The sequence below is a fragment of the Rhizobium sp. TRM96647 genome, assembly GCF_025780115.1.
Taxonomy (GTDB): Bacteria; Pseudomonadota; Alphaproteobacteria; order Rhizobiales; family Rhizobiaceae; genus Mycoplana.
Map to the genome: position 1 here is coordinate 144,930 of NZ_JAOXHF010000003.1, position 22,874 is coordinate 167,803.

29 protein-coding genes and 1 other RNA gene are annotated in these 22,874 nt (G+C 65.1%); 8 read left to right on the forward strand and 22 right to left on the reverse strand.

The window, feature by feature from the left end; genetic code table 11:
* Positions 1 to 2 precede the first annotated feature (2 nt).
* From tolR to ybgC, 3 genes are all read right to left on the reverse strand, one after another.
* Entirely contained in the window at positions 3 to 452 is a 450-nt protein-coding gene (gene tolR / locus OCK02_RS06525) for a protein TolR (RefSeq protein ID WP_263812327.1), read from the reverse strand.
* Between the two features lie 30 nt (positions 453 to 482).
* Positions 483 to 1,199, reverse strand: coding sequence for a protein TolQ (gene tolQ / locus OCK02_RS06530; RefSeq protein ID WP_230806975.1), 717 nt, complete (start codon positions 1,197 to 1,199; stop codon positions 483 to 485).
* A gap of 402 nt (positions 1,200 to 1,601) precedes the next feature.
* Entirely contained in the window at positions 1,602 to 2,057 is a 456-nt protein-coding gene (gene ybgC, locus OCK02_RS06535; protein ID WP_230806974.1) for a tol-pal system-associated acyl-CoA thioesterase, read from the reverse strand.
* A gap of 134 nt (positions 2,058 to 2,191) precedes the next feature.
* Here ybgC and OCK02_RS06540 point away from each other — a divergent pair, with 134 nt between their 5' ends.
* The 3 genes from OCK02_RS06540 to OCK02_RS06550 are packed head-to-tail and all read left to right on the forward strand — an operon-like array spanning position 2,192 to position 5,201.
* Positions 2,192 to 3,412, forward strand: coding sequence for an NAD-dependent epimerase/dehydratase family protein (locus OCK02_RS06540; RefSeq protein ID WP_263812328.1), 1,221 nt, complete (start codon positions 2,192 to 2,194; stop codon positions 3,410 to 3,412).
* Entirely contained in the window at positions 3,409 to 4,308 is a 900-nt protein-coding gene (locus tag OCK02_RS06545; protein WP_263812329.1) for a glycosyltransferase, read from the forward strand. Before OCK02_RS06540 ends, OCK02_RS06545 begins: the two co-directional genes overlap by 4 nt.
* Positions 4,305 to 5,201, forward strand: a complete 897-nt coding sequence (locus OCK02_RS06550) for an NAD-dependent epimerase/dehydratase family protein (RefSeq protein WP_263812330.1) — start codon at positions 4,305 to 4,307, stop codon at positions 5,199 to 5,201. The genes OCK02_RS06545 and OCK02_RS06550 overlap by 4 nt, the downstream gene beginning before the upstream one ends.
* Before the next feature lie 52 nt (positions 5,202 to 5,253).
* Here the strand turns inward: OCK02_RS06550 and ruvB are convergent, their stop codons facing one another.
* The 7 genes from ruvB to ruvC are packed head-to-tail and all read right to left on the reverse strand — an operon-like array spanning position 5,254 to position 8,860.
* Positions 5,254 to 6,294, reverse strand: a complete 1,041-nt coding sequence (gene ruvB / locus OCK02_RS06555) for a Holliday junction branch migration DNA helicase RuvB (RefSeq protein WP_263812331.1) — start codon at positions 6,292 to 6,294, stop codon at positions 5,254 to 5,256.
* Positions 6,291 to 6,689, reverse strand: a complete 399-nt coding sequence (locus tag OCK02_RS06560; RefSeq protein ID WP_263812332.1) for a PIN domain-containing protein — start codon at positions 6,687 to 6,689, stop codon at positions 6,291 to 6,293. The genes ruvB and OCK02_RS06560 overlap by 4 nt, the downstream gene beginning before the upstream one ends.
* Positions 6,686 to 6,946: an AbrB/MazE/SpoVT family DNA-binding domain-containing protein gene (locus OCK02_RS06565; RefSeq protein WP_263812333.1), complete on the reverse strand. Its 261-nt coding sequence runs from the start codon at positions 6,944 to 6,946 to the stop codon at positions 6,686 to 6,688. The genes OCK02_RS06560 and OCK02_RS06565 overlap by 4 nt, the downstream gene beginning before the upstream one ends.
* Before the next feature lie 56 nt (positions 6,947 to 7,002).
* Positions 7,003 to 7,620, reverse strand: coding sequence for a Holliday junction branch migration protein RuvA (gene ruvA / locus OCK02_RS06570; protein WP_263812334.1), 618 nt, complete (start codon positions 7,618 to 7,620; stop codon positions 7,003 to 7,005).
* Positions 7,621 to 7,631: 11 nt separating this feature from the next.
* On the reverse strand, positions 7,632 to 8,048 hold the full coding sequence (locus OCK02_RS06575) for a type II toxin-antitoxin system VapC family toxin (RefSeq protein ID WP_263812335.1): 417 nt from the start codon (positions 8,046 to 8,048) through the stop codon (positions 7,632 to 7,634).
* Positions 8,029 to 8,292, reverse strand: a complete 264-nt coding sequence (locus OCK02_RS06580) for an AbrB/MazE/SpoVT family DNA-binding domain-containing protein (protein ID WP_263812336.1) — start codon at positions 8,290 to 8,292, stop codon at positions 8,029 to 8,031. Before OCK02_RS06580 ends, OCK02_RS06575 begins: the two co-directional genes overlap by 20 nt.
* Before the next feature lie 55 nt (positions 8,293 to 8,347).
* Positions 8,348 to 8,860: a crossover junction endodeoxyribonuclease RuvC gene (ruvC, locus tag OCK02_RS06585; RefSeq protein ID WP_263812337.1), complete on the reverse strand. Its 513-nt coding sequence runs from the start codon at positions 8,858 to 8,860 to the stop codon at positions 8,348 to 8,350.
* Between the two features lie 159 nt (positions 8,861 to 9,019).
* Between ruvC and OCK02_RS06590 the strand changes: the two genes are divergently transcribed.
* Positions 9,020 to 10,015, forward strand: a complete 996-nt coding sequence (locus OCK02_RS06590) for an LLM class flavin-dependent oxidoreductase (RefSeq protein ID WP_263812667.1) — start codon at positions 9,020 to 9,022, stop codon at positions 10,013 to 10,015.
* A gap of 104 nt (positions 10,016 to 10,119) precedes the next feature.
* Here the strand turns inward: OCK02_RS06590 and OCK02_RS06595 are convergent, their stop codons facing one another.
* Complete coding sequence (locus OCK02_RS06595; RefSeq protein ID WP_230806964.1) at positions 10,120 to 10,866, reverse strand: YebC/PmpR family DNA-binding transcriptional regulator; 747 nt, start codon at positions 10,864 to 10,866, stop codon at positions 10,120 to 10,122.
* A gap of 227 nt (positions 10,867 to 11,093) precedes the next feature.
* Positions 11,094 to 11,930, reverse strand: a complete 837-nt coding sequence (locus tag OCK02_RS06600; protein WP_263812338.1) for an MBL fold metallo-hydrolase — start codon at positions 11,928 to 11,930, stop codon at positions 11,094 to 11,096.
* Positions 11,931 to 12,096: 166 nt separating this feature from the next.
* On the opposite strand from OCK02_RS06600, the gene OCK02_RS06605 reads away from it, so the two are divergent.
* A complete protein-coding gene (locus OCK02_RS06605; protein WP_263812339.1) occupies positions 12,097 to 12,636 on the forward strand; it encodes a pyridoxamine 5'-phosphate oxidase family protein in 540 nt (179 codons plus the stop codon).
* A gap of 20 nt (positions 12,637 to 12,656) precedes the next feature.
* Here the strand turns inward: OCK02_RS06605 and OCK02_RS06610 are convergent, their stop codons facing one another.
* The 4 genes from OCK02_RS06610 to OCK02_RS06625 form a co-directional block, all read right to left on the reverse strand.
* The gene (locus OCK02_RS06610; protein WP_263812340.1) at positions 12,657 to 12,965 is read right to left on the reverse strand and encodes a BrnA antitoxin family protein; all 309 of its coding nucleotides are present in this window, start codon (positions 12,963 to 12,965) and stop codon (positions 12,657 to 12,659) included.
* On the reverse strand, positions 12,952 to 13,206 hold the full coding sequence (locus tag OCK02_RS06615; protein ID WP_263812341.1) for a BrnT family toxin: 255 nt from the start codon (positions 13,204 to 13,206) through the stop codon (positions 12,952 to 12,954). Before OCK02_RS06615 ends, OCK02_RS06610 begins: the two co-directional genes overlap by 14 nt.
* 84 nt (positions 13,207 to 13,290) lie before the next feature.
* Positions 13,291 to 14,115, reverse strand: coding sequence for a YmdB family metallophosphoesterase (locus OCK02_RS06620; RefSeq protein ID WP_263812342.1), 825 nt, complete (start codon positions 14,113 to 14,115; stop codon positions 13,291 to 13,293).
* Complete coding sequence (locus tag OCK02_RS06625; RefSeq protein WP_263812343.1) at positions 14,115 to 14,708, reverse strand: 5-formyltetrahydrofolate cyclo-ligase; 594 nt, start codon at positions 14,706 to 14,708, stop codon at positions 14,115 to 14,117. The genes OCK02_RS06620 and OCK02_RS06625 overlap by 1 nt, the downstream gene beginning before the upstream one ends.
* Before the next feature lie 305 nt (positions 14,709 to 15,013).
* On the opposite strand from OCK02_RS06625, the gene OCK02_RS06630 reads away from it, so the two are divergent.
* Positions 15,014 to 15,253, forward strand: a complete 240-nt coding sequence (locus tag OCK02_RS06630; RefSeq protein WP_230806958.1) for a transcriptional regulator — start codon at positions 15,014 to 15,016, stop codon at positions 15,251 to 15,253.
* 16 nt (positions 15,254 to 15,269) lie between these two features.
* Here OCK02_RS06630 and OCK02_RS06635 read toward each other — a convergent pair whose 3' ends face one another.
* Positions 15,270 to 16,253 (reverse strand): sugar-binding transcriptional regulator, encoded by a 984-nt coding sequence (locus OCK02_RS06635; protein WP_263812344.1) that lies wholly within the window; start codon positions 16,251 to 16,253, stop codon positions 15,270 to 15,272.
* 306 nt (positions 16,254 to 16,559) lie between these two features.
* Between OCK02_RS06635 and tal the strand changes: the two genes are divergently transcribed.
* Positions 16,560 to 17,522 (forward strand): transaldolase, encoded by a 963-nt coding sequence (gene tal / locus OCK02_RS06640; protein WP_263812345.1) that lies wholly within the window; start codon positions 16,560 to 16,562, stop codon positions 17,520 to 17,522.
* Positions 17,523 to 17,803: 281 nt separating this feature from the next.
* Here the strand turns inward: tal and OCK02_RS06645 are convergent, their stop codons facing one another.
* On the reverse strand, positions 17,804 to 18,949 hold the full coding sequence (locus OCK02_RS06645; RefSeq protein WP_263812346.1) for a polysaccharide biosynthesis protein GumK: 1,146 nt from the start codon (positions 18,947 to 18,949) through the stop codon (positions 17,804 to 17,806).
* Between the two features lie 53 nt (positions 18,950 to 19,002).
* Positions 19,003 to 19,917 (reverse strand): ATP-grasp fold amidoligase family protein, encoded by a 915-nt coding sequence (locus tag OCK02_RS06650; protein ID WP_263812347.1) that lies wholly within the window; start codon positions 19,915 to 19,917, stop codon positions 19,003 to 19,005.
* 201 nt (positions 19,918 to 20,118) lie between these two features.
* Between OCK02_RS06650 and OCK02_RS06655 the strand changes: the two genes are divergently transcribed.
* Positions 20,119 to 21,600, forward strand: a complete 1,482-nt coding sequence (locus tag OCK02_RS06655; RefSeq protein ID WP_263812348.1) for a lipopolysaccharide biosynthesis protein — start codon at positions 20,119 to 20,121, stop codon at positions 21,598 to 21,600.
* A gap of 111 nt (positions 21,601 to 21,711) precedes the next feature.
* Here OCK02_RS06655 and ssrS read toward each other — a convergent pair.
* From ssrS to OCK02_RS06670, 3 genes are all read right to left on the reverse strand, one after another.
* Positions 21,712 to 21,870: non-coding RNA, 6S RNA (gene ssrS / locus OCK02_RS06660), on the reverse strand.
* 48 nt (positions 21,871 to 21,918) lie between these two features.
* On the reverse strand, positions 21,919 to 22,290 hold the full coding sequence (locus tag OCK02_RS06665) for a cell division protein ZapA (RefSeq protein WP_263812349.1): 372 nt from the start codon (positions 22,288 to 22,290) through the stop codon (positions 21,919 to 21,921).
* 42 nt (positions 22,291 to 22,332) lie between these two features.
* Positions 22,333 to 22,605, reverse strand: coding sequence for a DUF4164 domain-containing protein (locus tag OCK02_RS06670; protein ID WP_183804532.1), 273 nt, complete (start codon positions 22,603 to 22,605; stop codon positions 22,333 to 22,335).
* Positions 22,606 to 22,874 lie beyond the last annotated feature (269 nt).

A 22,874-nucleotide genomic window follows, 5' to 3' on the forward strand; every position in this document is an offset into this window, starting at 1 on the left:
CTTCAGTTGTCCGGTTTCTGCTCGGTCACGAGGCCGATATTGGTGAAGCCCGCCTGCTGGATGCGCGACATGACGTCGGCAATGACGCCGTAGGGGGCTGCACCGTCACCGCGCACGAAGATCCGCTCGGTGTAGCCCGTCGTCGCGACGGCCTCGAGCTTGGCGGCGATCTCCTCTGCCGGGATCGCGGTCTCCTGCAGGAACACCGCGCCATCGGCCTTCACCGATACGGTGATCGGCTGCGTCTCGGCATTGAGCGCCTTGGCGGAGGTCTTCGGCAGGTCGAGCGGCACGCCGACCGTCATCATCGGGGCTGCCACCATGAAGATGATCAGGAGCACCAGCATGACGTCGACGAACGGCGTCACGTTGATCTCGCTCATGACGGCCTTGCGGCCACCGCGCCTGCGACGCCCGCCGCCGCCCTTGCTCCCACCGACTGACATGCCCATGGCTTCGTCTCCTGCTTGGCGACCGCGGCGTTACTGCGCCGCCTGGCGCGGCTGCAGCTTCTCGTCGATCTGGCGCGAAAGGATGGCCGAGAATTCGTCGGCGAACCCCTCCATGCGGGCCGTGATCTTGCCGGCATCGGCGGTGAACTTGTTGTAGGCGATGACGGCGGGAATGGCGGCCAGAAGGCCGATCGCGGTCGCAAGCAGCGCCTCGGCGATACCCGGCGCCACGACGGCGAGGTTGGTCGACTTCGAGCCGGCGATCGCCTGGAACGACGTCATGATGCCGACGACGGTGCCGAACAGGCCGATGAACGGACCGGCCGAACCGATGGTCGCAAGCGAGCCGAGACGGGCTTCCAACGCTTCGGATTCGCGCGCCAGCGTCACGTCCATCGCCCGGTCGATGCGCATCTGCAGCCCGATCGGCGAGCGCGCACCGCGCTCGAAGCTCTTCTTCCATTCGCGCATGGCGGCGACGAACATGGCGCTCATGCCGCTGGTCTGCCGGTCGGACAGGGTGCGGTAGAGTTCCTCGAGCGATTGCCCGGACCAGAACACCTGCTCGAAGCTGTCGAGTTGCCGGCGGGCCTTGTTGAAGGCCAGCGTCTTGTCGACGACGATCGCCCAGGTCCAGATCGACGCCGCGATCAGCCCCACCATGACCAGCTTCACCACCAGGCCCGCCTGCATGAAGAGCGACCAGAGGCTCACATCGGCCGTTGCTGCCAAACCTACCTGTTCCATAGACTTCCGTCCCCGAATCCAAACACCCGGCACGGGCTTTCGGCCATCGCACCGGGTCTTCATCCCTTTGCCGGACCGGCATCCGAACGAACTCGGAAATGCCAGCGCCGGCTTTTCGCAAACTTCAGGGAAACCGCGGCCTGAATTCGTCCGCAGCCGTCCCGCCTGTTCGTCAAGATGTCCGGTTGATGTTGCCGGCCGCCACGCCGATCAAACGCTTTCAACTGCCTTCTTGCCGTCAATTTTGGTTAAAGGATGACGTGCAGCGCACAAAATCCAGTGCTTTGAGTAAGACATCATTATGGTTAAGGGAGTATTACCGCGACCGTGATTAATCCAGGGCCCGGGCCTTGGGACCTGCCAACGCCGGTCGGAAAGGTGCGAATCGCCGTCCGCTGAAGATCAGCCAGCCGCTGCACTCAGGAATTGCGCCGCCAGCCCGTCCGGCAGGCGCCGCGGCCGGCCCTTTGCATTGATCACCGCGATGACGACCCTTGCGGAGATGAGAATCTGCTCGCCGCGCCGGACCTCCTGCTGAAGGACCATCTTCGCCCCGCCGGCCTTCTGCGTATGCGTCAGGATCGTCAGGACGTCGTCCATCCGCGCGGGCGCCTTGAAATCGATCTCCATGCGATGGACCACGAACATCAGGCCCTCGGTGTCGCCCTCGATCGACAGCGCCCCCTGCTCCACGCCGAGACAGCGCAGATAGTCCGTCCGGCCGCGCTCCATGAAATGCAGGTAGCGCGCGTGATAGACGAAGCCGGAGAAGTCGGTGTCCTCGTAATAGACGCGCTGCACGAGACGATGCCCGTCTGCCGTCAGTTCGCCCGAAAGCGCATGATTCTCGTTGGTCATGTCCGGCTCCGCCGTGGGGAGATCGAAGTCTCTGTGGAGGAAATGTGGAACAAAATCAAGGATTGCACTCTTGTCACATTCGGTCACTATGCAGGGGACAGGCAAACGCAAGGGAGTGTCCGATGGTATCGGCGATGAAGATTGCAGTCCTGGGTGGAGATGGTTTCGTAGGCTGGCCCACCGCTCTGCATCTCTCCAACGCCGGTCATGAAGTTCACATCCTGGACAACCTCTCGCGCCGCTGGATCGATACCGAACTGGGCGTCCAGTCGCTGACGCCGATGGATTCGATCCAGGAACGCACCCGCGTCTGGCACGCGGAGACCGGCCGCCGCATCCACTTCCACCTGCTCGACCTCGCCACCGACTACGAGCGTCTCAAGAACTGGCTTCGCGAGGAGCAGCCGGACGCCGTCATCCACTTCGCCGAGCAGCGCGCCGCCCCCTATTCGATGAAGAGCGACCGGCACAAGAACTACACGGTCAACAACAACGTCAATGCGACGCACAACCTCCTGAACGCGCTCGTCGAAACCGGCGTCGATGCCCACCTCGTCCACCTGGGCACCATGGGCGTCTACGGCTACTCGACCGTGGGCGCGGCGATCCCCGAGGGCTACCTTCCGGTCGGAATCGAGACCATGGACGGCGCGACCGCCAGCCAGGAGATCCTCTATCCGGCCAATCCCGGCTCGATCTACCATATGACCAAGTGCCTGGACCAGTTGCTGTTCCAGTTCTACGCCAGGAACGACGGCCTGCGCATCACCGACCTGCACCAGGGCATCGTCTGGGGCACGCACACGCGCGAGACCCGGCTGCATCCGCAACTCGTCAACCGCTTCGACTATGACGGCGACTACGGCACGGTGCTGAACCGCTTCCTGATCCAGGCGGCGATCGGGTATCCGCTCACCGTGCACGGCACCGGCGGCCAGACCCGCGCCTTCATCCACATCCAGGATTCGGTGCGCTGCATCGAGATCGCGCTGGAAAATCCCCCCGCCCGCGGCGCGCGCGTGGAGATCTTCAACCAGATGACCGAGACCCATCGCGTGCGCGACCTTGCAAAGCTCATCGCCGGGCTGACTGGAAGCGAGATCGCCTGGCTGCCGAACCCGCGCAAGGAAGCGGCCGAAAACGACCTCGTCGTGAAGAACGACAAGTTCCGCGAACTGGGTCTCGACCCGACCACGCTGGCCGACGGCCTGCTTTCGGAGATCGTCGACGTCGCCAGGAAATTCGCCTACCGCGTCGATCGCAGCCGTGTCCCGGCCGTCTCGGCCTGGACGCGCGACATCGCCGCCACCCTCAACCACGACCCCGAAGGCCGGAGACTGAAATCGGTATCATGACGGCAAGCCTGAACGTCGAGGCAGGGATCCGCCGCCATGCACCGGCGGCAGGCCGCCATGCCTATGTGACGCTGGTGACGAACGACGACTATGCCCGCGGCGCGACGGCGCTCGTGCATTCGCTCCGCCACAGCGGCACGCAGGCCGATATCGTCATCCTCCATACGCCGGCGCTGGGCGAGGCCGGCCGGCAAGCGCTCGCGGCACTCGACTGCCGGCTGGTCGAAGCCGATCTGCTGCCGCTGTCGGATGCCTTCAACGCCCGCCATGCGCGCCGCGCCCTGCATGGCGCCGCCCCCTTCACCAAGGGGCGCAAGCCGGATTTCCACACGCCGCTCGACAATTTCGTCAAGCTGCGGCTGTGGCAACTGGTCGAGTACGAGGCTTGCATCTTCATCGATGCCGACGCGATCGTGCTGAAGAACATCGACCGCCTCTTCGCCTATCCCGAATTCTCGGCCGCACCCAACGTCTATGAGAGCCTGCGCGACTTCCAACGGCTGAATTCAGGCGTCTTCGTCGCCCGTCCGGCACTGACGACGTTTGCGGCGATGCTGGAGCGGCTGGACACGGCCGACGCCTTCTGGCCGCGCACCGACCAGACCTTCCTGCAGGCCTTCTTCCCGCAATGGCACGGCCTGCCGGTCTATTTCAACATGCTGCAATACGTCTGGTTCACCATGCCCGAGCTTTGGGACTGGAAGAGCATCCACGTGCTCCATTATCAATACGAGAAGCCTTGGGAAACGAACCACCCGAAAGCGGAGGTGCTGATGCCCCTGATCGCGCTCTGGCAGGCCTTTCACGACGGCGGACCGGTCCCCGACATCGACGCGCTCTCCGGTCCTTCCGGCCCGGCCGTCGCTCTTTCCCTTTCGCCTAAGGCCGGCGCATGACACGTGTGCTCGTCTCCGGCGGCACCGGCACTGTCGGGCGCTTCATCGTTGAGCACCTTCTCGGACATGGTTACAAGGTGACGGTCGGCGGGCGTGAGCCACCGGCGGCGGGCTTCTTCTCCAAAGACGTCGCCTACGTGCCGCTTCATCTCGATCCCGACCCCGACCAGATCGACGCCTTCCAGAGCATCTACTATTTCGTCCACGCCGCCTTCGCCCACGTCCCTGGCAAGTATCGGGGCGGCGAGGGCGACGATCCGGAGGGCTTCCGCCGCGCCAATCTGAACGGCTCGGTGCGCCTGTTCGAGGCGGCCCGCGATGCCTGCGTGCGCCGCTGCGTCTTTCTCTCCAGCCGCGCCGTCTATGGACCCCAGCCGGCGGGCACCGTGCTTTCCGAGGACGCGCTCCCGAAGCCCGACACGCTCTACGGCCGGGTGAAGCTCGATGCCGAGCGCAGCCTGCAGGCGCTCTGTGCCCACGACTTCATCACCGCCAGCCTGCGCGTCACCGGCGTCTACGGCGCGGCCGGCCCGGACCGGGACCACAAATGGCAGGGCCTGTTCGACGACTACCGCGCCGGCCGGCCGATATCTCCCAGGGCCGGCACCGAGGTCCATGGCGACGACGTCGCCACGGCCGTGCGGCTGATGCTCGAGGCAGATCCGATGCGCGTCAACGGCGAGGTCTTCAACGTCTCCGACATCCTGGTCGATACCCGCGCGATCCTCTCCGTCGTCCGGGATGCCACCGCCTGTCCGCATCCGCTGCCGGAGCCGGCCGAGGCCGATGCCTTCAACCCGATGTCGACCGACCGGATCCGCATGCTCGGCTGGCGACCGGGCGGCATGGAGCGGCTGAGGGCGACGGTCGCGGAACTTGCGACGAGCGCATAGTCACGCGGTCCCGGCTCCCGGCTGGACGCACGGCATCGGCCGCAGCCGGTCCTCAATTGTCTTCCGAGAACAGCCGGAACTGCGACGCCTCGAGATCCTTCGGCGGCTGCAGGCCGAGATGCTTCCAGGCATTCGCCGTCAAGACCCGCCCGCGCGGCGTCCGCTGGATGAAGCCCTGCTGGATCATGTAGGGCTCGATGATGTCCTCGATCGCGTCGCGCGGCTCCGAAAGCCCCGCCGCGATCGTCTCGATCCCCACCGGCCCGCCGCCGAAATTATGCGCGATCATCGAAAGGTAGCGACGGTCGAGCTGGTCGAGGCCCATATTGTCGACGAGCAGCCGCGTCAGCGCCTCGTCGGCGATCTCGCTGGTGACGGCATCGGCACGGGCGACTTCCGCGAAATCGCGCACACGCCGCAGGAGCCGGCCGGCGATGCGCGGCGTGCCGCGGGCGCGGCGGGCGATCTCGCGCGCGCCGTCGTCGGTCATGCCGAGCCCCATCAGCCGCGCACCGCGCCGCACGATCGATTCCAGTTCCTCCACCGTGTAGAAATTCAGTCTTACCGGGATGCCGAAACGGTCGCGCAACGGCGTGGTCAGCAGGCCGAGGCGGGTCGTCGCCGCGACGAGGGTGAACTTCGACAGGTCGATCTTGACGGAGCGTGCCGCAGGCCCCTCGCCGATGATCAGGTCGAGCTGGAAATCCTCCATCGCCGGATAGAGAATTTCCTCGACCGCCGGATTGAGCCGGTGAATCTCGTCGATGAACAGCACGTCGCGCTCTTCCAGATTGGTGAGGAGTGCGGCGAGATCGCCGGCCTTGGCGATCACCGGGCCGGACGTGGAGCGGAAATTGACCCCCAGTTCCTTGGCCATGATCTGTGCCAGCGTCGTCTTGCCGAGGCCGGGCGGGCCGACGAACAGGACGTGATCCAGCGCCTCGCCGCGGTTCTTTGCCGCCTCGATGAAGATCTTCAGGTTGGCGCGCGCCTCCGCCTGGCCGGTAAAGTCGTCCAGCGTCTGCGGCCGCAGCGTCGTATCCACGTCCTCGCCGCGCTTGTCCGGGGTGATCAGTCGGGCGGCATCGGTCATGAGAGAAGTTCCATTCCGGGGATTCGGGCCGCGGCCCTCGCATCAAACGTCTTTGTGGACACGCAGCCAGCTTGCCGGTTTCGAAGGGCGATGAAGACATCCTGAAATTCAGCATTGGAGCGCGCCATTTCCGAAAGTGTCTCCTCGATGAGAGGCTCGTCCTCGATCACGATATCGTCGACATCGAGCAGGTCCGAAACGCTTTCCATCACCGTTTCCCTCGGCAGCTTCACCCGGCGGCGCAGGAACCATGCAAATTCCATCAGCGTCAGGCAATTGACATAGCCCGGTCCCGTCTCGCCCAGGCGCCCCAGGAGAGCGGTGACCTTGGCAGCTTGAGCAGGATCATCCTTCAGGAACAGACGAAGGAGAATGTTCGTATCCAGGCCGATCATTCGCGCCCCAGGACGTGGTCGACGATCGCATCCCCGATCGCCTCATCCATTTCCTCGATGGAAATCGGCTTCCGGTTCGGGTCGTAAAGCTTACCCGCGAGGTCGATCGCCTTCTTGTTCTTCACCCGAAGATAGACCCTGTCGCCGCTGACGACGTAGCGGATCTTGTCGCCGGGCTTGAGGTTGAGCGCCTCGCGGATCTCGGCCGGAATGGTCGTCTGCCCCTTCGAGGTCAAGGTACTGTCATAGACACCCATGATGCGCGCTCCTTACAAATAGCATCATAGTAAGGAATGACATTGGAAACAAGGAATCATCGCGCCAGCTCCTTCAACCCCAGCCGGATGAGCTTTGCGCTGTCGGCGCCCTCGCCGCCGTTCTTCAGCGCCGCGGCGACGGCATTGGCCGCCTGGTCGCGCGAATAGCCGAGGTTGGTCAGCGCCGAGACGGCATCGGCCACCGGCGCCGACGCCACTCCCTCGCCTATCTCCTGTTTCAGCCCGATCGCAACCCCCGCATCGCCGGCAAAGGCAGGGGCCTTGTTCTTCAATTCGGTGACGATGCGCACCGCGACCTTCGGGCCGACGCCCGGCGCCCGCGAGACCGAGGTCTTGTCCTGCAGCGCTATCGCATTGGCAAGCTCCCCCGGCGTCAGCGTCGACAGCACCGCCAGCGCCACCTTCGAACCGACCCCCTGCACGCTCTGCAGCAGCCGGAACCATTCGCGCTCCAGTCCAGTCAGGAAGCCGAACAGCCTCAGCTGGTCCTCGCGCACATAGGTCTCGATGAACAGCACCGCCGCCTCGCCCGCCGAGCCGAGTTTCGACAGCGTCCGCGCCGAGCAGAAGGCGACGTAGCCAACGCCGTGCACGTCGAGCACGACATGATCCTCGCCGATCTCGTCAATGGTGCCTTTGAGTTTGCCGATCATGAAAGGATCCGTCAGGGATGAGTTTCGGGTGAGATGATGTCGAGTGTCGGGAAATAAGTGCGGTAGCGCGCCGCGTCACGGGTCAGCAGGCGGTGCGAGCGCAAGGCCGCATGAGCGCCGATCAAGAAATCGGGCAGGGTCCGCTCACGTTGCCCGCCGGCTCGGCGATAACGCAGTTGTGCCATGCCTGCCTGGTATGCAGCGGAAAAAGGCAAGGCTTCGCGAACCGGGCCGAGGCGCGCCAGCGTTTGCGCAAGCGCGTCCTCGCTCGGCATCAGGCCGGCAAGCTCCGCCCATACGATCGGCGACAGAATGAGTTGCGCATCCCGCTTCAGTGTAATGATCGCCTGCGATGACCATTCCTTGAATGGTGTTTCCGGTCCGAACACGTCGATGATGATATTCGTGTCAATCAGAACCGAGGTCATCACGCGGTCCCCGAAGCCACTCCATATACTCGTCCGCCGTCATGCCGCCGGTATCGAACGTGCCGGATCGGCTTTTGATCCAGGCTTCAAAATCGTCAGGCTCACCCGCCTTGCCGCCGGAGACGACGATCAACCGTGCCCCTTTGTCGTCGGTGACAAAATCCACCTCCGATCCGGGACCGATGTTCAAACGATCGCGGATATTCTTCGGGATCGTCACTTGGCCTTTTTCCGTTACGCGCACAGTAATACCTCCGAGGTATTACCTATCGCCTCTCTTAGAACAAGTCAAGAACAAACTACCCCGCCAGCGCCGCCAGCCGACCGGCCAGGCTCTGGCGGTTGTGGGCGTGGCAGATGGCGATCGCCAGCGCGTCGGCCGCGTCGTTGCCCTTGAACTCGGCCTTCGGCATCAGCACCTTCAGCATCATGTGGATCTGCTGCTTCTCGCCGTGGCCGACGCCGATCACCGCCTTCTTCACCGCGTTCGGCGCATATTCGGCAACCCGCAGGCCCGCCCGCGCCGGCACCAGCATGGCGATCCCGCGCGCCTGGCCGAGCTTCAGCGTCGCCGTCGCATCCTTGTTGACGAAGGTCTGCTCCACCGCCGCCTCGCCCGGCTGGTAGGAATGAACGACCTCCGCCAGACCGTCATGGAGTTGGCAGAGACGCGAGGCGAGATCCATCTCGCCATCCGACGTCACCGTCCCCGAGGCCACGAACCGCAGCGAGTTTCCAAGCGTCTCGATGATGCCCCAACCGGTGCGGCGAAGCCCCGGATCAATGCCGATGATGCGAATCGTGCCCTGCATGGTCGAACCCTATTCCCGATGCGGCGACCCTGCCAGCGAAATGTGAACAAAACAAAAACATCCACAGGGCCATCCGACATCCCCGGCGACCCGTCTTGGATTTCAGGAAATTGAACCTACATGCAGGGGCATTCAAATCCATTCATGCAGAGGTCCGCCATGGTGCCCTTCTCGATCCTCGATCTCGCTCCGGTCGTCGAAGGCGGCACCGTCGCCCAGTCGCTCGCCAATTCCAGGCGCCTGGCGCAGGAGGCCGAACGGGAGGGCTACCGCCGCTTCTGGCTGGCCGAACACCACGGCATGCGCGGCATCGCCAGTGCAGCCACATCCCTCGTCATCCAGCACGTCGCGGCCGGGACGGAGACGATCCGCGTCGGCTCCGGCGGCATCATGCTGCCGAACCATTCGCCGCTGGTGATCGCCGAACAGTTCGGCACGCTGGAGGCGCTCTTCCCCGGCCGCATCGACCTGGGTCTCGGCCGTGCGCCGGGCACCGACATGAACACCGCCCGCGCCCTTCGCCGCAATCTCGAGACCTCCGCCAACAACTTCCCCCAGGACGTGGTCGACCTGATGGCGCTGGTGGGGCCGCTGCAGCCGAACCAGCAGATCGTCGCCATCCCCGGTGCGGACAGCAACGTGCCTGTATGGCTGCTGGGCTCCAGCCACTACTCCGCCCATCTCGCCGGCATGCTCGGCCTGCCCTTCGCCTTCGCCTCGCATTTCGCGCCCGACATGCTGCTGTCGGCGCTCGAGATCTACCGGGAGCGCTTCACCCCGTCGCAATATCTGGAAAAGCCGCATGTGATGGTGGGCGCCATGGGCGTGGCAGCCGATACCGACGCCGAGGCCGCCCGCCTCTTCACCTCCATGCAGCAATCCTTCGTCTCGCTGCGCCGCGGCGCCCCGACCGTCTTCCCGCCGCCGGTCGAAAGCATGGACGCCTTCTGGAGCGAGCACGAAAAGATCATGGTCGAGCACACGCTGCAATATGCGGTGGTCGGCGGGCCGCAGACCGTCAGAGACAGGATAGCCGCCTTCCTCGAGCAGACCGGGGCGGACGAGTTCATCGTCTCGATGCCCGTCTACGACATGGAGGCTCGGCTCAAATCCGTGCGCCTCTTTGCCGAGGCGCAGCGGGCGCTGTCGGCCTAGGCTCGGCGGCCAAAGGGGGCCGAGTGCGGTCCTGACGTCCACATGAAAATGGGCCCGTGCCGTCAAGGCGCGGGCCCACTACCGTTCCGGATGACCTTCGACGATCAGGCCGAGAGCTTCGCCATCACCTCGTCGGAAACTTCGAAGTTCGAGTAGACGTTCTGCACGTCGTCGTCGTCTTCCAGCGTGTCGATGAGCTTCATCAGCGACTGCGCCTTCTCCTCGTCGACCGGCACCGTGTTCTGTGCCTTCCAGATCGCCTTGACGGTCTCGGCTTCGCCAAGCGTCGATTCCAGCGCCTTGGAGACCTCGCCGATGTTCTCGAAGGCACAATAGATGGTGTGGACCTCGTCGTCGGTCTCGACGTCGTCGGCGCCGGCTTCGATCGCCGCATCCATCACCGCGTCGGCATCACCGGCCGCAAGCTTGTAGGTAATCTCCCCGACCCGGTCGAAGGAGAAGGAGACCGAGCCGGTCTCGCCCAGCGCGCCGCCGGCCTTGGTGAAGGTCGAGCGGACGGAGGATGCGGTGCGGTTGCGGTTGTCGGTCAGTGCCTCGACGATGACGGCGACGCCGCCCGGGCCGTAGCCCTCGTAGCGGATTTCCTCGTAGTTCTCCGCGTCTCCGCCGGAAGCCTTCTTGACGGCGCGGTCGATATTGTCCTTCGGCATGGACTGCGCCTTGGCGTTCTGGATCGCCAGGCGCAGGCGCGGGTTCATCGCCGGGTCGGGCATGCCGGCCTTGGCGGCGACGGTGATTTCGCGTGCGAGCTTGGAGAACATTTTCGACCGCACGGCATCCTGGCGGCCCTTGCGATGCATGATGTTCTTGAACTGTGAATGGCCTGCCATGGCACCCCTTAAGCTGTTGGGCGCGACGGCAATGCCTCATCCGTTGGGAACGGCCGCGCGCTGTCTTCGGTTCGGGAGCGAACCCGTCCGCGTCCAGTCCGGCCAGGCAAGCTCCGATTTTGGAAATTGGGCGCGTTATAGTTTTATTGTCGCCCTGCGTCCAGCAGGGGCGGCAAAATCTGCATTGCACGATGCCGATCACCGGCGCGACCGCTTCTAAGAACGGCTTACACGCCCTTGAGAACGAGGATCGTCGGTTGTCGCGGCAGCGAGCGGATCGACACCTCGACGCTTTCCGTATCGGCGAAGGACACGGCGAAATCCTCGTCGAACATCGACAGGAAGCGGTCGATCGGCGGACCGCGCCGGTGCATGGGCAGGATCAGCGCGGAGCGAAGCCGCTCGACCACGCGGCTCATGCTCTCCGCCCCCATCGTCAGGCCGCCGTCGACCGGCACCATCAGGATATCCAGCCGGCCGATCTCGGCATACTGCTTTTCCGTCAGTTCGTGGTGCAGGTGCCCGAGATGGCCGATACAGAGCCCCGCGATCTCGAAGATGAAGATCGAGTTGCCGTTCTGCTCCATCGCCCCGCCCCAACTGCGGATATCCGTCGGCACGTTGCGGACGTAGGCGTCGCCGGCGACGATGTCGTGGTCGGCCGGCGCGCCATCGTCCCGCCAGCCGTGCAGCACATGCTCGATGCCAGGCTCGGGCGATAGCGTATAATGGCTGGAATGCGCCTTGTTCATCGTCACCACCGTCGGTAGCGACGGCGGCTTATACCAGCCATTGTAATCGGTCGCGATCTTGATGCCACCCGGCGTCTCGATGAAGAACGTGGAGTGCCCGATATAGGTGATCCTGACCGTTCCGTCGGCCTGCGCCTGCGCCAGCTCGAAAGCCGGCGATGCAAGGCTCGCAAGGATGGCCCCGGGCACGGCCTGCGCGATCATCTGGCACTGGCTGGCCGGCTTTGCCGTCTCCTGCGCCTGCGCCGGCGACAATCCCGACAGGAGCAGAACGAGCGGCAGGACGAGACGCGAGAACCGAATGGACTGCATGGGCGGCGGCTCCGTTCGATGGACGCCGGAACTATGCCAACGCGACCTCACACGGTCGAGAGCAACCTCGCCTGCCGCATTCACAATCCCGTCAGCCCGGTGCCGGAACAACCGCCGGGGCGAGACGTTTGGCCTGCATGGACCGATACGAGAAAGGACGACAGCCATGGCAAATCTGGCGGAAGCCCGAATACACCCCAAGGATCAGCTCTACGACGAAATCGACCGGATCCAGGCCGGCATGCTCGGACTGGAGAACGACCGCATGCACATGCAGCCGATGGCCCCGCATCTCGACCGGCGGGCGGCGACGATCTGGTTCTTTACCAAGACCGAAACCGATCTGGTGGAAGCGATCGGCCAGGGCGCAAGGGCCCATTTCTGCGTCGTCGGCAAGGACCACGACTATCACGCCTGCCTCGTCGGTCGCATCACCGTGGAGAAAAATCCGGCGAAGATCGATGAATACTGGAACTCGATCGTCGAGGCCTGGTACGACCACGGCAAGCACGATCCGATGCTAACCATGCTGGCGCTGCGGCTGGACGATGCGGCGATCTGGGCCTCGACCGGCAACACCCTCAAGTTCGGCTGGGAGATCGCCAAGGCCAATTTCAATCCGGACGAGGAACCGCATGTCGGCGTGCGCACCCACATCGTGTTCGGCGACACGCCGGACGAAATCCGCCGCCAGTGGGCGAGCTGACGCGACACGCTCTTTTGTCGCTAGACCTTGGCGCGCTTCAGCACCTCGTTGATGCGCGCCTGCCAGCCTTTCCCGGTCGCCTTGAACTTCTCGATGACCTCCGGATCGAGGCGCAGCGAGACCTGCTGCTTCGGCCGCGGCACGGCCGGCCGGCCGCGCGATCGCCGGATGCACTCCGCCAACTCGGGGAAAACCTCGGCGAAAGGCCGGGCGTTCGCCAGTTCCTCCTCCGTCGCCTCCGGATTGTCGGGGTCGGAGGCAATCTGGCGTTGGATTTCGGCTTCTTCCTCGTCGGTCAGAGGCGGAATGTGCAGTCTAGGCGTAGCCATGGGCGCTCCTTTCCTTCCGGCTCGCGGGGCGCATGGAGATGATTGAAAGCCCCTGCGAACCCAGCGTTACGAAAACGACGGCAATGACCCCGCGGTGCAGCACCCCGATCGCCATCAGGCGCCCACGCTGTACTGGCACGATCGTCGACCGCACAAAGAAATCGGGCGTCAGGTCCGCAAAGTCATATCCGTGCTTTTCGATGTTCGACCGGCGTTTGCGCTCATCATAGACGATCTGCATGATTTCTGTATCACTTTAAATCGCAATACAAAAATCATGCCAAAGCTGCAGATCAACGCAAGAACAATCCTTGCGGGAAAACGATCATCCCCAGAAGCTGGGGATGGTCTCCTGCAGCCGCGGTCCGAGCCGCAGCGGCGCGATCTTTTCCGCCAGCCCCGTCCTGTCGGAAATCTCCACGCCCAGCCCGCAGATCGTCGCAGGCCCGCTCGCCGCCTCGAAGCGGCCTTTGGGCATCTTGGAGATGAAGCGATTGAGCGGCTCCTCCTTGTCCATACCGAGCGAACTGTCGTAGTCGCCGCACATGCCGGCATCCGACATGTAGCCGGTACCGCCGTTCAGGATCTGGCAATCGGCGGTGGGCACGTGCGTATGCGTGCCGACGACGAGGCTGGCGCGGCCATCGACGAAATGGCCGAAACACTGCTTCTCGCTCGTGGCCTCGGCATGGAAGTCGAAGATGATCGCATCCGCCTGCTCGCCGAGCGGGCAGGAGGCGAGGATCGCCTCGCCGGTGGTGAAGGGATCGTCCAGTTCGGGATGCATGAAGACCCGTCCCATGATGTTGGCCACCAGCACGCGCGCGCCGTTGCGGGCAAAGAACAGGTTCGACCCGCGCCCCGGCGTGCCGGCCGGATAGTTCGCCGGTCGCAGGAACTGGTCGTGCCGGCCGGCGAAGGTCACCGCCTCCTTCTGGTCCCAGACGTGGTTGCCCGTGGTCACGACGTCGGCGCCGGCGTTGATCGTCTCCTGGAAGATCTCCTCGGTGATGCCGAACCCGCCGGCGGCGTTCTCGCCGTTGACCACGACGAAATCGAGCTTGAGGTCGGAAATCAGCCCCGGCAGCCGTTCCCAGACGGCGGTCCGCCCGCTCTTGCCCACCACGTCACCGAGAAAGAGAAACCGCATCAGCCCTGTCCACCTTGTTCCTTGAATATGCGAAAGCCGGTCTCGGTCAAAATCGCATCGAGCGCCACGTCGTGCGCCTCCGCCGGCACGGCCGGCACCTCCTGGCAATCGAAGGCGATGCCGATCAGCCGCGGCGTCAGTCCCTTGGCGCGCAGCCGGCCGATCGCGCGGTCGTAGTGCCCTGCGCCATAGCCGATGCGGTGGCCGCCGGCATCGAAGGCCGAAAGCGGAACCAGCAGGATTTCCGGGTCGAGCTCTTCCGCCTCCGGCCCCGGTCCCGTCGTGCCGAAGCCCGTCTTGACCAGCGGCGCGCCGCGCACGAGTTCGCGGAAGATGATCCGCTCGCGGTCGAGCACGACCGGCAGGCACAGCCGCGCGCCGCGCTCGGCAAGCCGCGCCATCAGCGGCCGGATGTCGGCCTCCGACCGGATCGGCGAGAAGCCGGAAATAACGGCGCCCGGCTCGAAGGCGATGATGTCGCCGGCATGCTCCGCCATTGCGAGGCTCGCCTCGATCCGTTCCTGCACGGGCATCGCATCCCGCAATGCCAGCTTCCGGTTTCGAAGCTCGGCCTTCTGTTCCTTCGGCGTCACGCGTCCCATCCCCGGCTGATCCTCCCCTCCCATACTGCCATAGGCCGCCTGCCTGCAACCTCCGCCGGGAAATGGTGTTTGCCCGGGCGATCGGCCCGACCCAACGACCTCGGAAACGGCGACGCCTGCGACTGTATCGATATGCGACACCATCCCCAACGGCTGCGGAAGGCGCCCGGAGCCCCGCAATCCCGGAGCACACGGTCGGCGACAGCTGTAACCGCGCGGCATGTGCATAAGGTTTAATAAAGCATTTCAGAGAGTTCGGCTGGGCTCGGGGCTGTCGGCTCTCTATCAAGCCCGCCATGTCATCAGCCGATTCCCAGTTCCGTCACCGGCACAGCGGTGCCGCACCCGACCTCTCCGCCATCGAGGTGCGTTGCCTTGCGCTTGCCGCCGAAGGCAGGACGCCGGGTCAGATCGTGCTGGAAACGGACCTGCCCCTGCCCCGCGTCGCCGAAGCGCTTTCCAGCGCCATGGAGAAGCTCGAGGCGCGCAACATCACCGGCGCGGTCTCGCGCGCGGCCCTGCTGAACCTCATCTGACGGCTCTTGCCCAGGGTCAGGCCGCCTGCGCCTCGGCCAGTCGCAGCAGGGAAGCCGCAGCCCCCTCGTCTGTGATCAGCGTGTTGCAGCCGACGCGCCGGATCGTCGCGCGGATGGCCGGCGCCCGGTGCGCGCCGCCGGAGACGAGCACGATATGGTTCGCCTTCTTCACCGTATCGAGATCGATCGACATCACCCGGTCGCGGATCGGATGGTCGATCGTCCGCCCCTCGGCGTCGAGGAAATTGCACATGGTGTCGCAGACGCAGCCCGCAGCCACCAGCTCCTTCAACACCTCCGGCGGCAGGAAGCCGCGTGAGAGCGAGGTGGAATCCGGTCCGATGTCACCGCAGCTGACGACGGCGATGTCCATGTTTTCCGCCAGCTCGAACAGCGGCTTCAGGCCGCACTTCTCGATCAGGCGGCACTTGGTCTCGCCGCTGTCCACGATCAGCGGCGCAAGAAAGAGGTAGCATTCCGCGCCGAGTTGGCTGGCGATCCGCCAGCTGTATTCGATCGGGTTGATGTGATGCGCCTCGACCACTCCGCCGAGCAGCGAGACCACCTTCACCCGTTCCCGCCGCGCGGGGCGAAAACTGGCGAGCGATGCGGTCAGCGTCCGACCCCAGCCGACACCCACCGTACAGTCGTCGGGAATGACCTCGGTCAGGAACTGGCCGAGAGCGAGCCCGACCCCCTTGGCCGTCCCCTCCGCCGTCTCCGCCGCGGGCACCACGATCGCCTCGTCGAGCCCGTAGGCCCGCTCCAGCCGGGTCGCCAGTTCCACGCAGTCGCCGACCCCCTCGTCGATCCAGATCTGCACCTCGCCCCGTTTCAGCGCCTCGTCCAGCAGGCGGATCACCGTGGTGCGGCCGATGCCGAGCTTCTCGGCAACGTCCTTCTGCGTCATGCGCTGGTTGTAGTAGAGCCAGGCTGCCCGCAGGCGCAGTGAGGCGCTCTCGGAATAGGCCGTGTGCGTTCCGCGCCTGAGTTTCGCCAAATTCCCGTCCCCGTTTCTGCGGCCGGAGCCGCGGCCATGCTATCCGTCCTTCCTAGCACGAAACGGAGATGATGCGACATATGTTTATCTGAATGTGCAAAAGTGCTTGACATTCGACCCATGCGCCACCGATATTCGCCACGCACCCTCGGCGCGACAAAGTGTCGGCGGAGTGCTAGTGTGCGGTCACGGCGAAGCGGTTCCAGGAAGCCCGCGACGCTGTGCCGGCACTTCAAAAATTGCGCAGCCTGCGCTTGCTGCGGACGGACGGCACCTTGCTTGACACCACGGAACGGGATCTCGAACATGACCTCCAAGCTTGAACAACTGCGTGCGATGACGACTGTTGTGGCGGACACCGGCGACATCGAAGCCGTGGCCCGGCTGAAGCCCGTCGATTGCACCACCAATCCGACGATCGTCCTGAAGGCGCTGGGCACACCGATGTTCGCCGACACCGTCGCCGAGGCGCTGCGCTGGGGCCAGTCGCAGGGCGGCAGCCGCGAGGGCGTGATCGCCGCGGTCGCCGATCGCCTGGCGATCTCCGTCGGCGCAGCCCTTGCCGGCCTCGTCCCCGGCCGCGTCTCGACCGAGGTCGACGCCGACCTGTCGTTCGACACCGAAGCCTCGATCGAAAAGGGCCGCGCCATCATCAAGGCCTATGAGGCGCGCGGCATCGGCCGCGAGCGCATCCTCATCAAGCTGGCCTCGACCTGGGAAGGCATCCGCGCCGCCGAAGTGCTGCAGAAGGACGGCATCGACTGCAATCTGACGCTGCTCTTCAACAAGGCCCAGGCCATCGCCTGCGCCGATGCCGGCGCCTTCCTGATCTCGCCCTTCGTCGGCCGCATCCTCGACTGGCACGTCAAGGCCTCCGGCAAGACGTTCACCGCCGAGGACGATCCGGGCGTCCTGTCGGTCCGCGCGATCTACGACTACTACAAGTCCAACGGCATCAAGACGATCGTCATGGGCGCCTCGTTCCGCAATATTGGCGAGATCGAAGCCCTGGCCGGCTGTGACCGCCTGACGATCAGCCCGCAACTGCTGGAAGAGCTCGACAAGGCCGAAGGCACGCTGGAGCGCAAGCTTTCGCCGGAGACGGTCAATCGCGCCGCCCCGATCAAGGTCGACGAGAAGACCTTCCGCTGGATGCTTAACGAGGACGCGATGGCGACCGAAAAGCTCTCCGAAGGCATCCGCGCCTTCGCCAAGGACCTCGGCGCCCTGCGCGCGATGATCGACAAGGAAATGAAGGCCGCCGCCTGATCGCCAAGCGCCTTCGTTGAACGTGACAATGCCGAACCGCCCGCAACAACCGCGTTGCGGGCGGTTCTCGTTTCCGTTGAGTATCGTCAGGTCGCGCCGGCCCTCGCGGGCGAGCCGTCGGCTCTCGTCAGGGCGAGCCACTTTCCCGTCAACCGCAAAGGTGGTGGACCTGGCCGTCCGCGCCGACAAGAGGATCGTCGATAGGATCGCCAAGGGTGCGAGGCTTCACGGCTGATCGGGGCGGGATCCTTCATCGCCACGCAGGCGAGAACGGCCCGGCCCTATTCCGCCGCGTCCCCTGCTACTCGGGCATCGCCGCGCATGTCCGCCAGCTCGTCCTCGATCCGGGCGGCGACCTCGTCCCAGGACAGGATGCCCTCGCGCCATGCCGGATCATGCGGCAGCGCAACAGCCTTCTCGACCTTGGCGGCCCAGTCCGGTTCGCCTGCCGGTGCATAGCCGACGAGGTTGCCGCGCCCGGCGCCCAAGATCTCCGGCACGAGCACCGGCAGCAGGCAATAGGCGTATTGCTGGAGCTTGAGGCTGGATTCGGCGAGATAGCGCTCCCGCTCGGTCAGCCGGTAGGGCGCGATGCCGAAATCGGCGAACCTGATATAGGGCACGATGTCCGCGAACGCCCGCTCGCCGTAGAGACGCACATTCGGCGGAAACGGGCCCGAAATTCCTGCGCCGAACAGATGCAGGAAGACGTCCGGCTTCGCCGTCGCCATCGCCCGCACCGCATCCGCATCGAACAGCATGTTGCCGACGGAGACACCGTTGCGCGATCCGGCCGCATAGGGCGGCGTCGTGCAGGCGTCGAACGCGACCTTGTCTATGCCCTGCGGGACGGCGACGATGCGGCTCTCCTGCGGCAGCCCTTCCGCCATGGCCGCGGACGGCACGATCACCCGGTCGAACAGCGGCGCGATGCGGCGCTCCAGTTGCTGCAGGTGCGTGGCGGCGCCGACGGTATCGAGCCGGTCGCGCTTGAAATAGAGCGTGCGGGCGGCGGGATTGATACGGCGGACCGCATCGAAGAAGGTGATCGCCGTCCCGGATTCGATCGCCACCACGTCCGCGGCACGGATCGCCGCCTTCATGAAGGCAGGCGGCAGGTTGCCGTAGAGCGGGAAGAACAGCGCGTTGATCCCGTTGAGTACGCCGTTTTTCGAACTGAACGGGTGCAGCGGCGGCAAATAGCAGGCGGAACGGCGGCGCGGCGCGGTCTGCACGAAGCGGTTCTTTTGCTCTGCCGAAAGCTGCGCATGGAGTCCCGGCCGTTTGATCGCGGTCAGGGCGCTGAAGCCGACGCTGATCGTATCGACCTCGTGGCCACGGGCGGCAAGCGCCTCGGTCACGAAATGCACGCTCGCCTTGCGCGTGGTCGGCAGGAAGGCGTGCGTCGATAGAAATAGGAATCGCATCTCGTTCCGGTCCGTCGCCGCCGGCGGGCCTGTGGCCACCGGCCTGTCTGTCCTCAGCGCAGCGCCTGCACCAGCTCCTGCTTCCACATCGCCCCGAGCATCTCGTCGAACTGGTCCGGCACGCAGCCCTTGAAGCCGCCGCCCGGATAGAGCGTCAGTTCGCCGACATAGATGCGCCCGCCGCAGCGGTAGAGATCGACGCGCATGAAATCGCTGTCGCCGGCGATCTTGCGCACGACCTCCAGCATCTCGTCCAGATCGTCCGGCCGCGGCAAATCGCCCGGATAGGGTTCGTAGTAGAAGCTCTCGTGCTTCATCGGCTGCCAGTCCGGCGTGAAGTTGCGCTCATAGCCGACGCCGTCGCGCCGAAGCCGCATCTCGATATGGGAGACACGGCCCGAAAAGACGAAGAACCGATAGTCGTCGGGCGCATCGCCATTGTCCACCAGCATCTGCTCGATGATGATCAGCGGCTCGAATTCGCCATAAGCCCATTCGCGGTTGATGCGGTGATGCTTGAGCTTCAGCCATTCCGACCCCGGATCGGCGGCCAAGAGTTCGTCGATGTCGCGCCGCTCGCGCAGGAACGCGCCGCAGCCGGAGGCATGCGTCGGCTTGACCACCGCCGGCAGCGGAATGGTCGCCCAGTCGACCGCCTTGAGATCGCGCCCGACCCAATAGGTCGGGATCACATACTGCTCGCCGGCGCGCTGCGCGATCAGCGCCTTGGCCCCGTGCTTGTCGACCATCTGCGCATAGATCGGCCGTCGATCGTAGAGCTTGCGCGCCTGCACCTTCTCGCTGAACAGCCGCGGCCGGTCGAGGTCAGGGAAGCGCCCTGCCATGGAATAATACTTCCAGCGCAGGTACGGCCGGTCGGGAAGGACCGCGATGAGGCGCCAGAAGAGGTGCTGCAGCTTCTGCTTCAGCCGGCTTTCATGGCGCGCGGAAAGCGAGATATCCGGCATGGACTACACCTCAGGATGGAAGATACGCTGGTTCTGCCCTAAACCAGTTTTGTTAAGCCGGGGTTAGCGAAAAGCCCGGAAGTCCGGCTTTTCTATCGCCGGATACCGAATCTTAAGCCCGCTGTTCTAGGCGTTAAGGATGGTATTTCGGCCTCCCGCCCGGCGGGCGGCAGAACGAAGACAGTCGCCACGATGCAATCCATGCTCGGCTCATCCCTGCTCAACGCCGCCGCCGGCCTGCTCTCGCTCGTGGCCGGCTTCGGCAGCAGCGTCATCGTGGCGCGGACCCTCGGCGTGGAGGGCGCGGGCATCGTCGCCTATGCGCTCTGGATCATGACGGTGGCGACGCTGCTCTCCGATTTCGGCATGCCGCAGGCGGTGCTGCGCTTCGTCGGACAGGCGGACGGCGGGGACGGCGCCCGCCCGGGCCTCGTCCTCCTGCTGACCCGGCGCTTCGTGCTGACGACGGGCACGCTCGCCGCCGCCATCGTCGGCTACGCGCTCTGGCTGGACTATGCGGGCAAGGCGACCGCCACCCTGATCTGGATCGCGACGGCGGCCCTGTTCCTCTCCTATGCCTATTCGACGATGTCGCTCGGCGCGGCGCAGGGGCTCGGCCGGTTCCGCGAAAGCAGCCTCAACACGGCGATCGGCTGCCTGGTGCAGCCCTTTCTCGTCGCCCTCGGCGCCGTCCTGCTGGGACCGGCGGGCGCGATCTTCGGCCATGTCTTCCGCCATCTTCCGCAGGCGCTCTCGCTGCCGAAATACCTGAAGCCGGCCGCAAGGGGCATCGAACCGGTGACGCCGCCGATGAAGGCCTATGCGCGCAACGCCTGGCTCTCCGGCGGCCTGACGGCGCTGCTGGGCTCGCGGGTGGAACTCGCCGTCATCGGCCTGTTCTTCAACCTGGTCGCCGTCGGGCACTATGCGATCGCCTCGACCATGGCCGGCATGGTCGTGCAGCTCTCCTATTTCCTGGTGGCGCCGCTGGTGCCGCTGTTCTCCCACCACAGCGACCGCGGCGACCATGCCGCGCTGACGAAATCCTACCGGCGCAGCCTGCTCGGCCTGTTGCTGGTGATCGCGCCGGTCAGCCTCGGCGGCGCCGCCATATCGCCGGTGCTGATCCCGCTTCTGTTCGGCGAGGACTTCCGCTCATCGGTGGCGCTGTCCGTCGTCCTGCTCGGCTTCACCGTCTTCTCCGCCCTCATCACCGTGCCCTATCGCCTGATGCTCGCGCGCGAGAAAAGCGGTACGGTGCTGCGGCTCTCGCTCCTGGAAGGCATTGCCTGCATCGGCCTGCTCTTTGCGACGGTCCCGCTTTTCGGCACGATGGCCGCCGCCGTCGTCAAGGGCCTGACGCTGACGGCAAGCTGCATCTTCTGCCTCCGGTACTGCCACCGCCGCCTCGGCATCGCCTGCGATCTCCTGGCGCTGGCGAAGGTCCTGCTGGCCGCGGCCCTCTGTGCTGCGGCAGCGGGCGGCTGCATCTGGTGGATGCCGAATCTCGCCGGCATGGCCATCGGCATCCTCGCCGGCGCGATCGCCTACGCTCTCGGTCTCGCTCTCCTGGGCGCCGTCCCCACCGAGGAACGGCGGATGGTCGCCGATCTGGCCAAGGCCAGGCTCCCCGCGCCCCTCGCCGGCATGCTCAGCCGCGCCATCCTCGCCGGCCGTGGCTGACGCCGACCGTCAGGCCGGAGCGAAAGCAGGCTGAACTTCGGGACATGATGGGAAGGATACGCGGCCCGCAACAGCATTGTCGCGGCTTGCCTGCGTTGGAGAATGGAAGGAGCGCGATCCGTGGCGACCGATGGCGTTTGACGATCCCGGGTGCCTACAAAGTAGGTGGGCGCCGTATGTCCGGACCCACGGGTCCGGCCAGGGACAGCTCCCTTGAGATCGTGTATGGCCCCGGGGAATGTTGTTGCCTGTCGGGAAGCACAGATCGCTTCGTAGATATAGGATGAAAGCGGCCGGTCCGCCAGTGGCTATCTCGTCTCAGTTCGCGGCCGGCCTGCCGGAAAGCTTCGCCGTCATGCCCTGAATCTGGCTCGTCAGTTCGCCGATCGCGGTGGCGATCGCCTCCTCTTCGCGCGAGACCTCGGCGACCGCGCTGTCGCGTCCCTTGCGCAGATCCTCCGCCTCGGTCTCGAGCGCCGTCAGCCGGCGGGTCATCTCGCTCAGCTCGTCCATGATCATGATGCCGGCCATCACCGTCAGGCGCAGGTCGCCGATCTCGCCGAACTGGCCCTTGAGGTGGCCGACATAGCGGTCGAAGCCGGCGGCCAGGTCGGTCAGGTGCTGTTCCTGCCCTTCCTCGCAGGCCATACGGTAGGCCTTGCCATCGATCAGAACCGTTACTTGCGCCATCGAAAACTCCCGCCCTGTCTCAAGTGATATCGGCGCGCATCGTCAGCGGTCGAGGACCGCCCTGATCGTTTCCATGGCGGTGACCAGCCGGCGGGAGACCTCGCGGTTGACCTCCTCGAGCCGGTTCGCCCGGAATTCCGCCTGGTCGAGCTCCTGGGCCAGCCGCGAGCGATCCACGTTGACGCGGCGCACCTCGCCCTCGATCTCGCCGTGGTCGCGCTCACGGTCGAAACGCATGTCGAGCGCATTGTCGAGGCTCGTCAAAGCCTTGCTCAACTCCTCGACCGCCGCCCTGATTGTTTCTCCTGCCGCCATGACGCCTTCACCGGCATATCAGTCACGGACGAATCGCCGTGTGAGCTGTTTGCTTCAAGGTCTTGACAGTATTCAAGATCGAACTCCAGCGTCAACCGCCCGTCCGGACTGTGGCCGCATCCGCTGTGGATGATGTTTTTGCACTGCGAAGACGCCGGTTTCCGGCGGCGAAAATGCGATGCCGTTTATGACGGCAAATCGCCGCAAATCGCGGCAAAACCCGTCCAATTCGTTGACTTGCGCACTGCACCTGCTATGTGTCAGCCGCT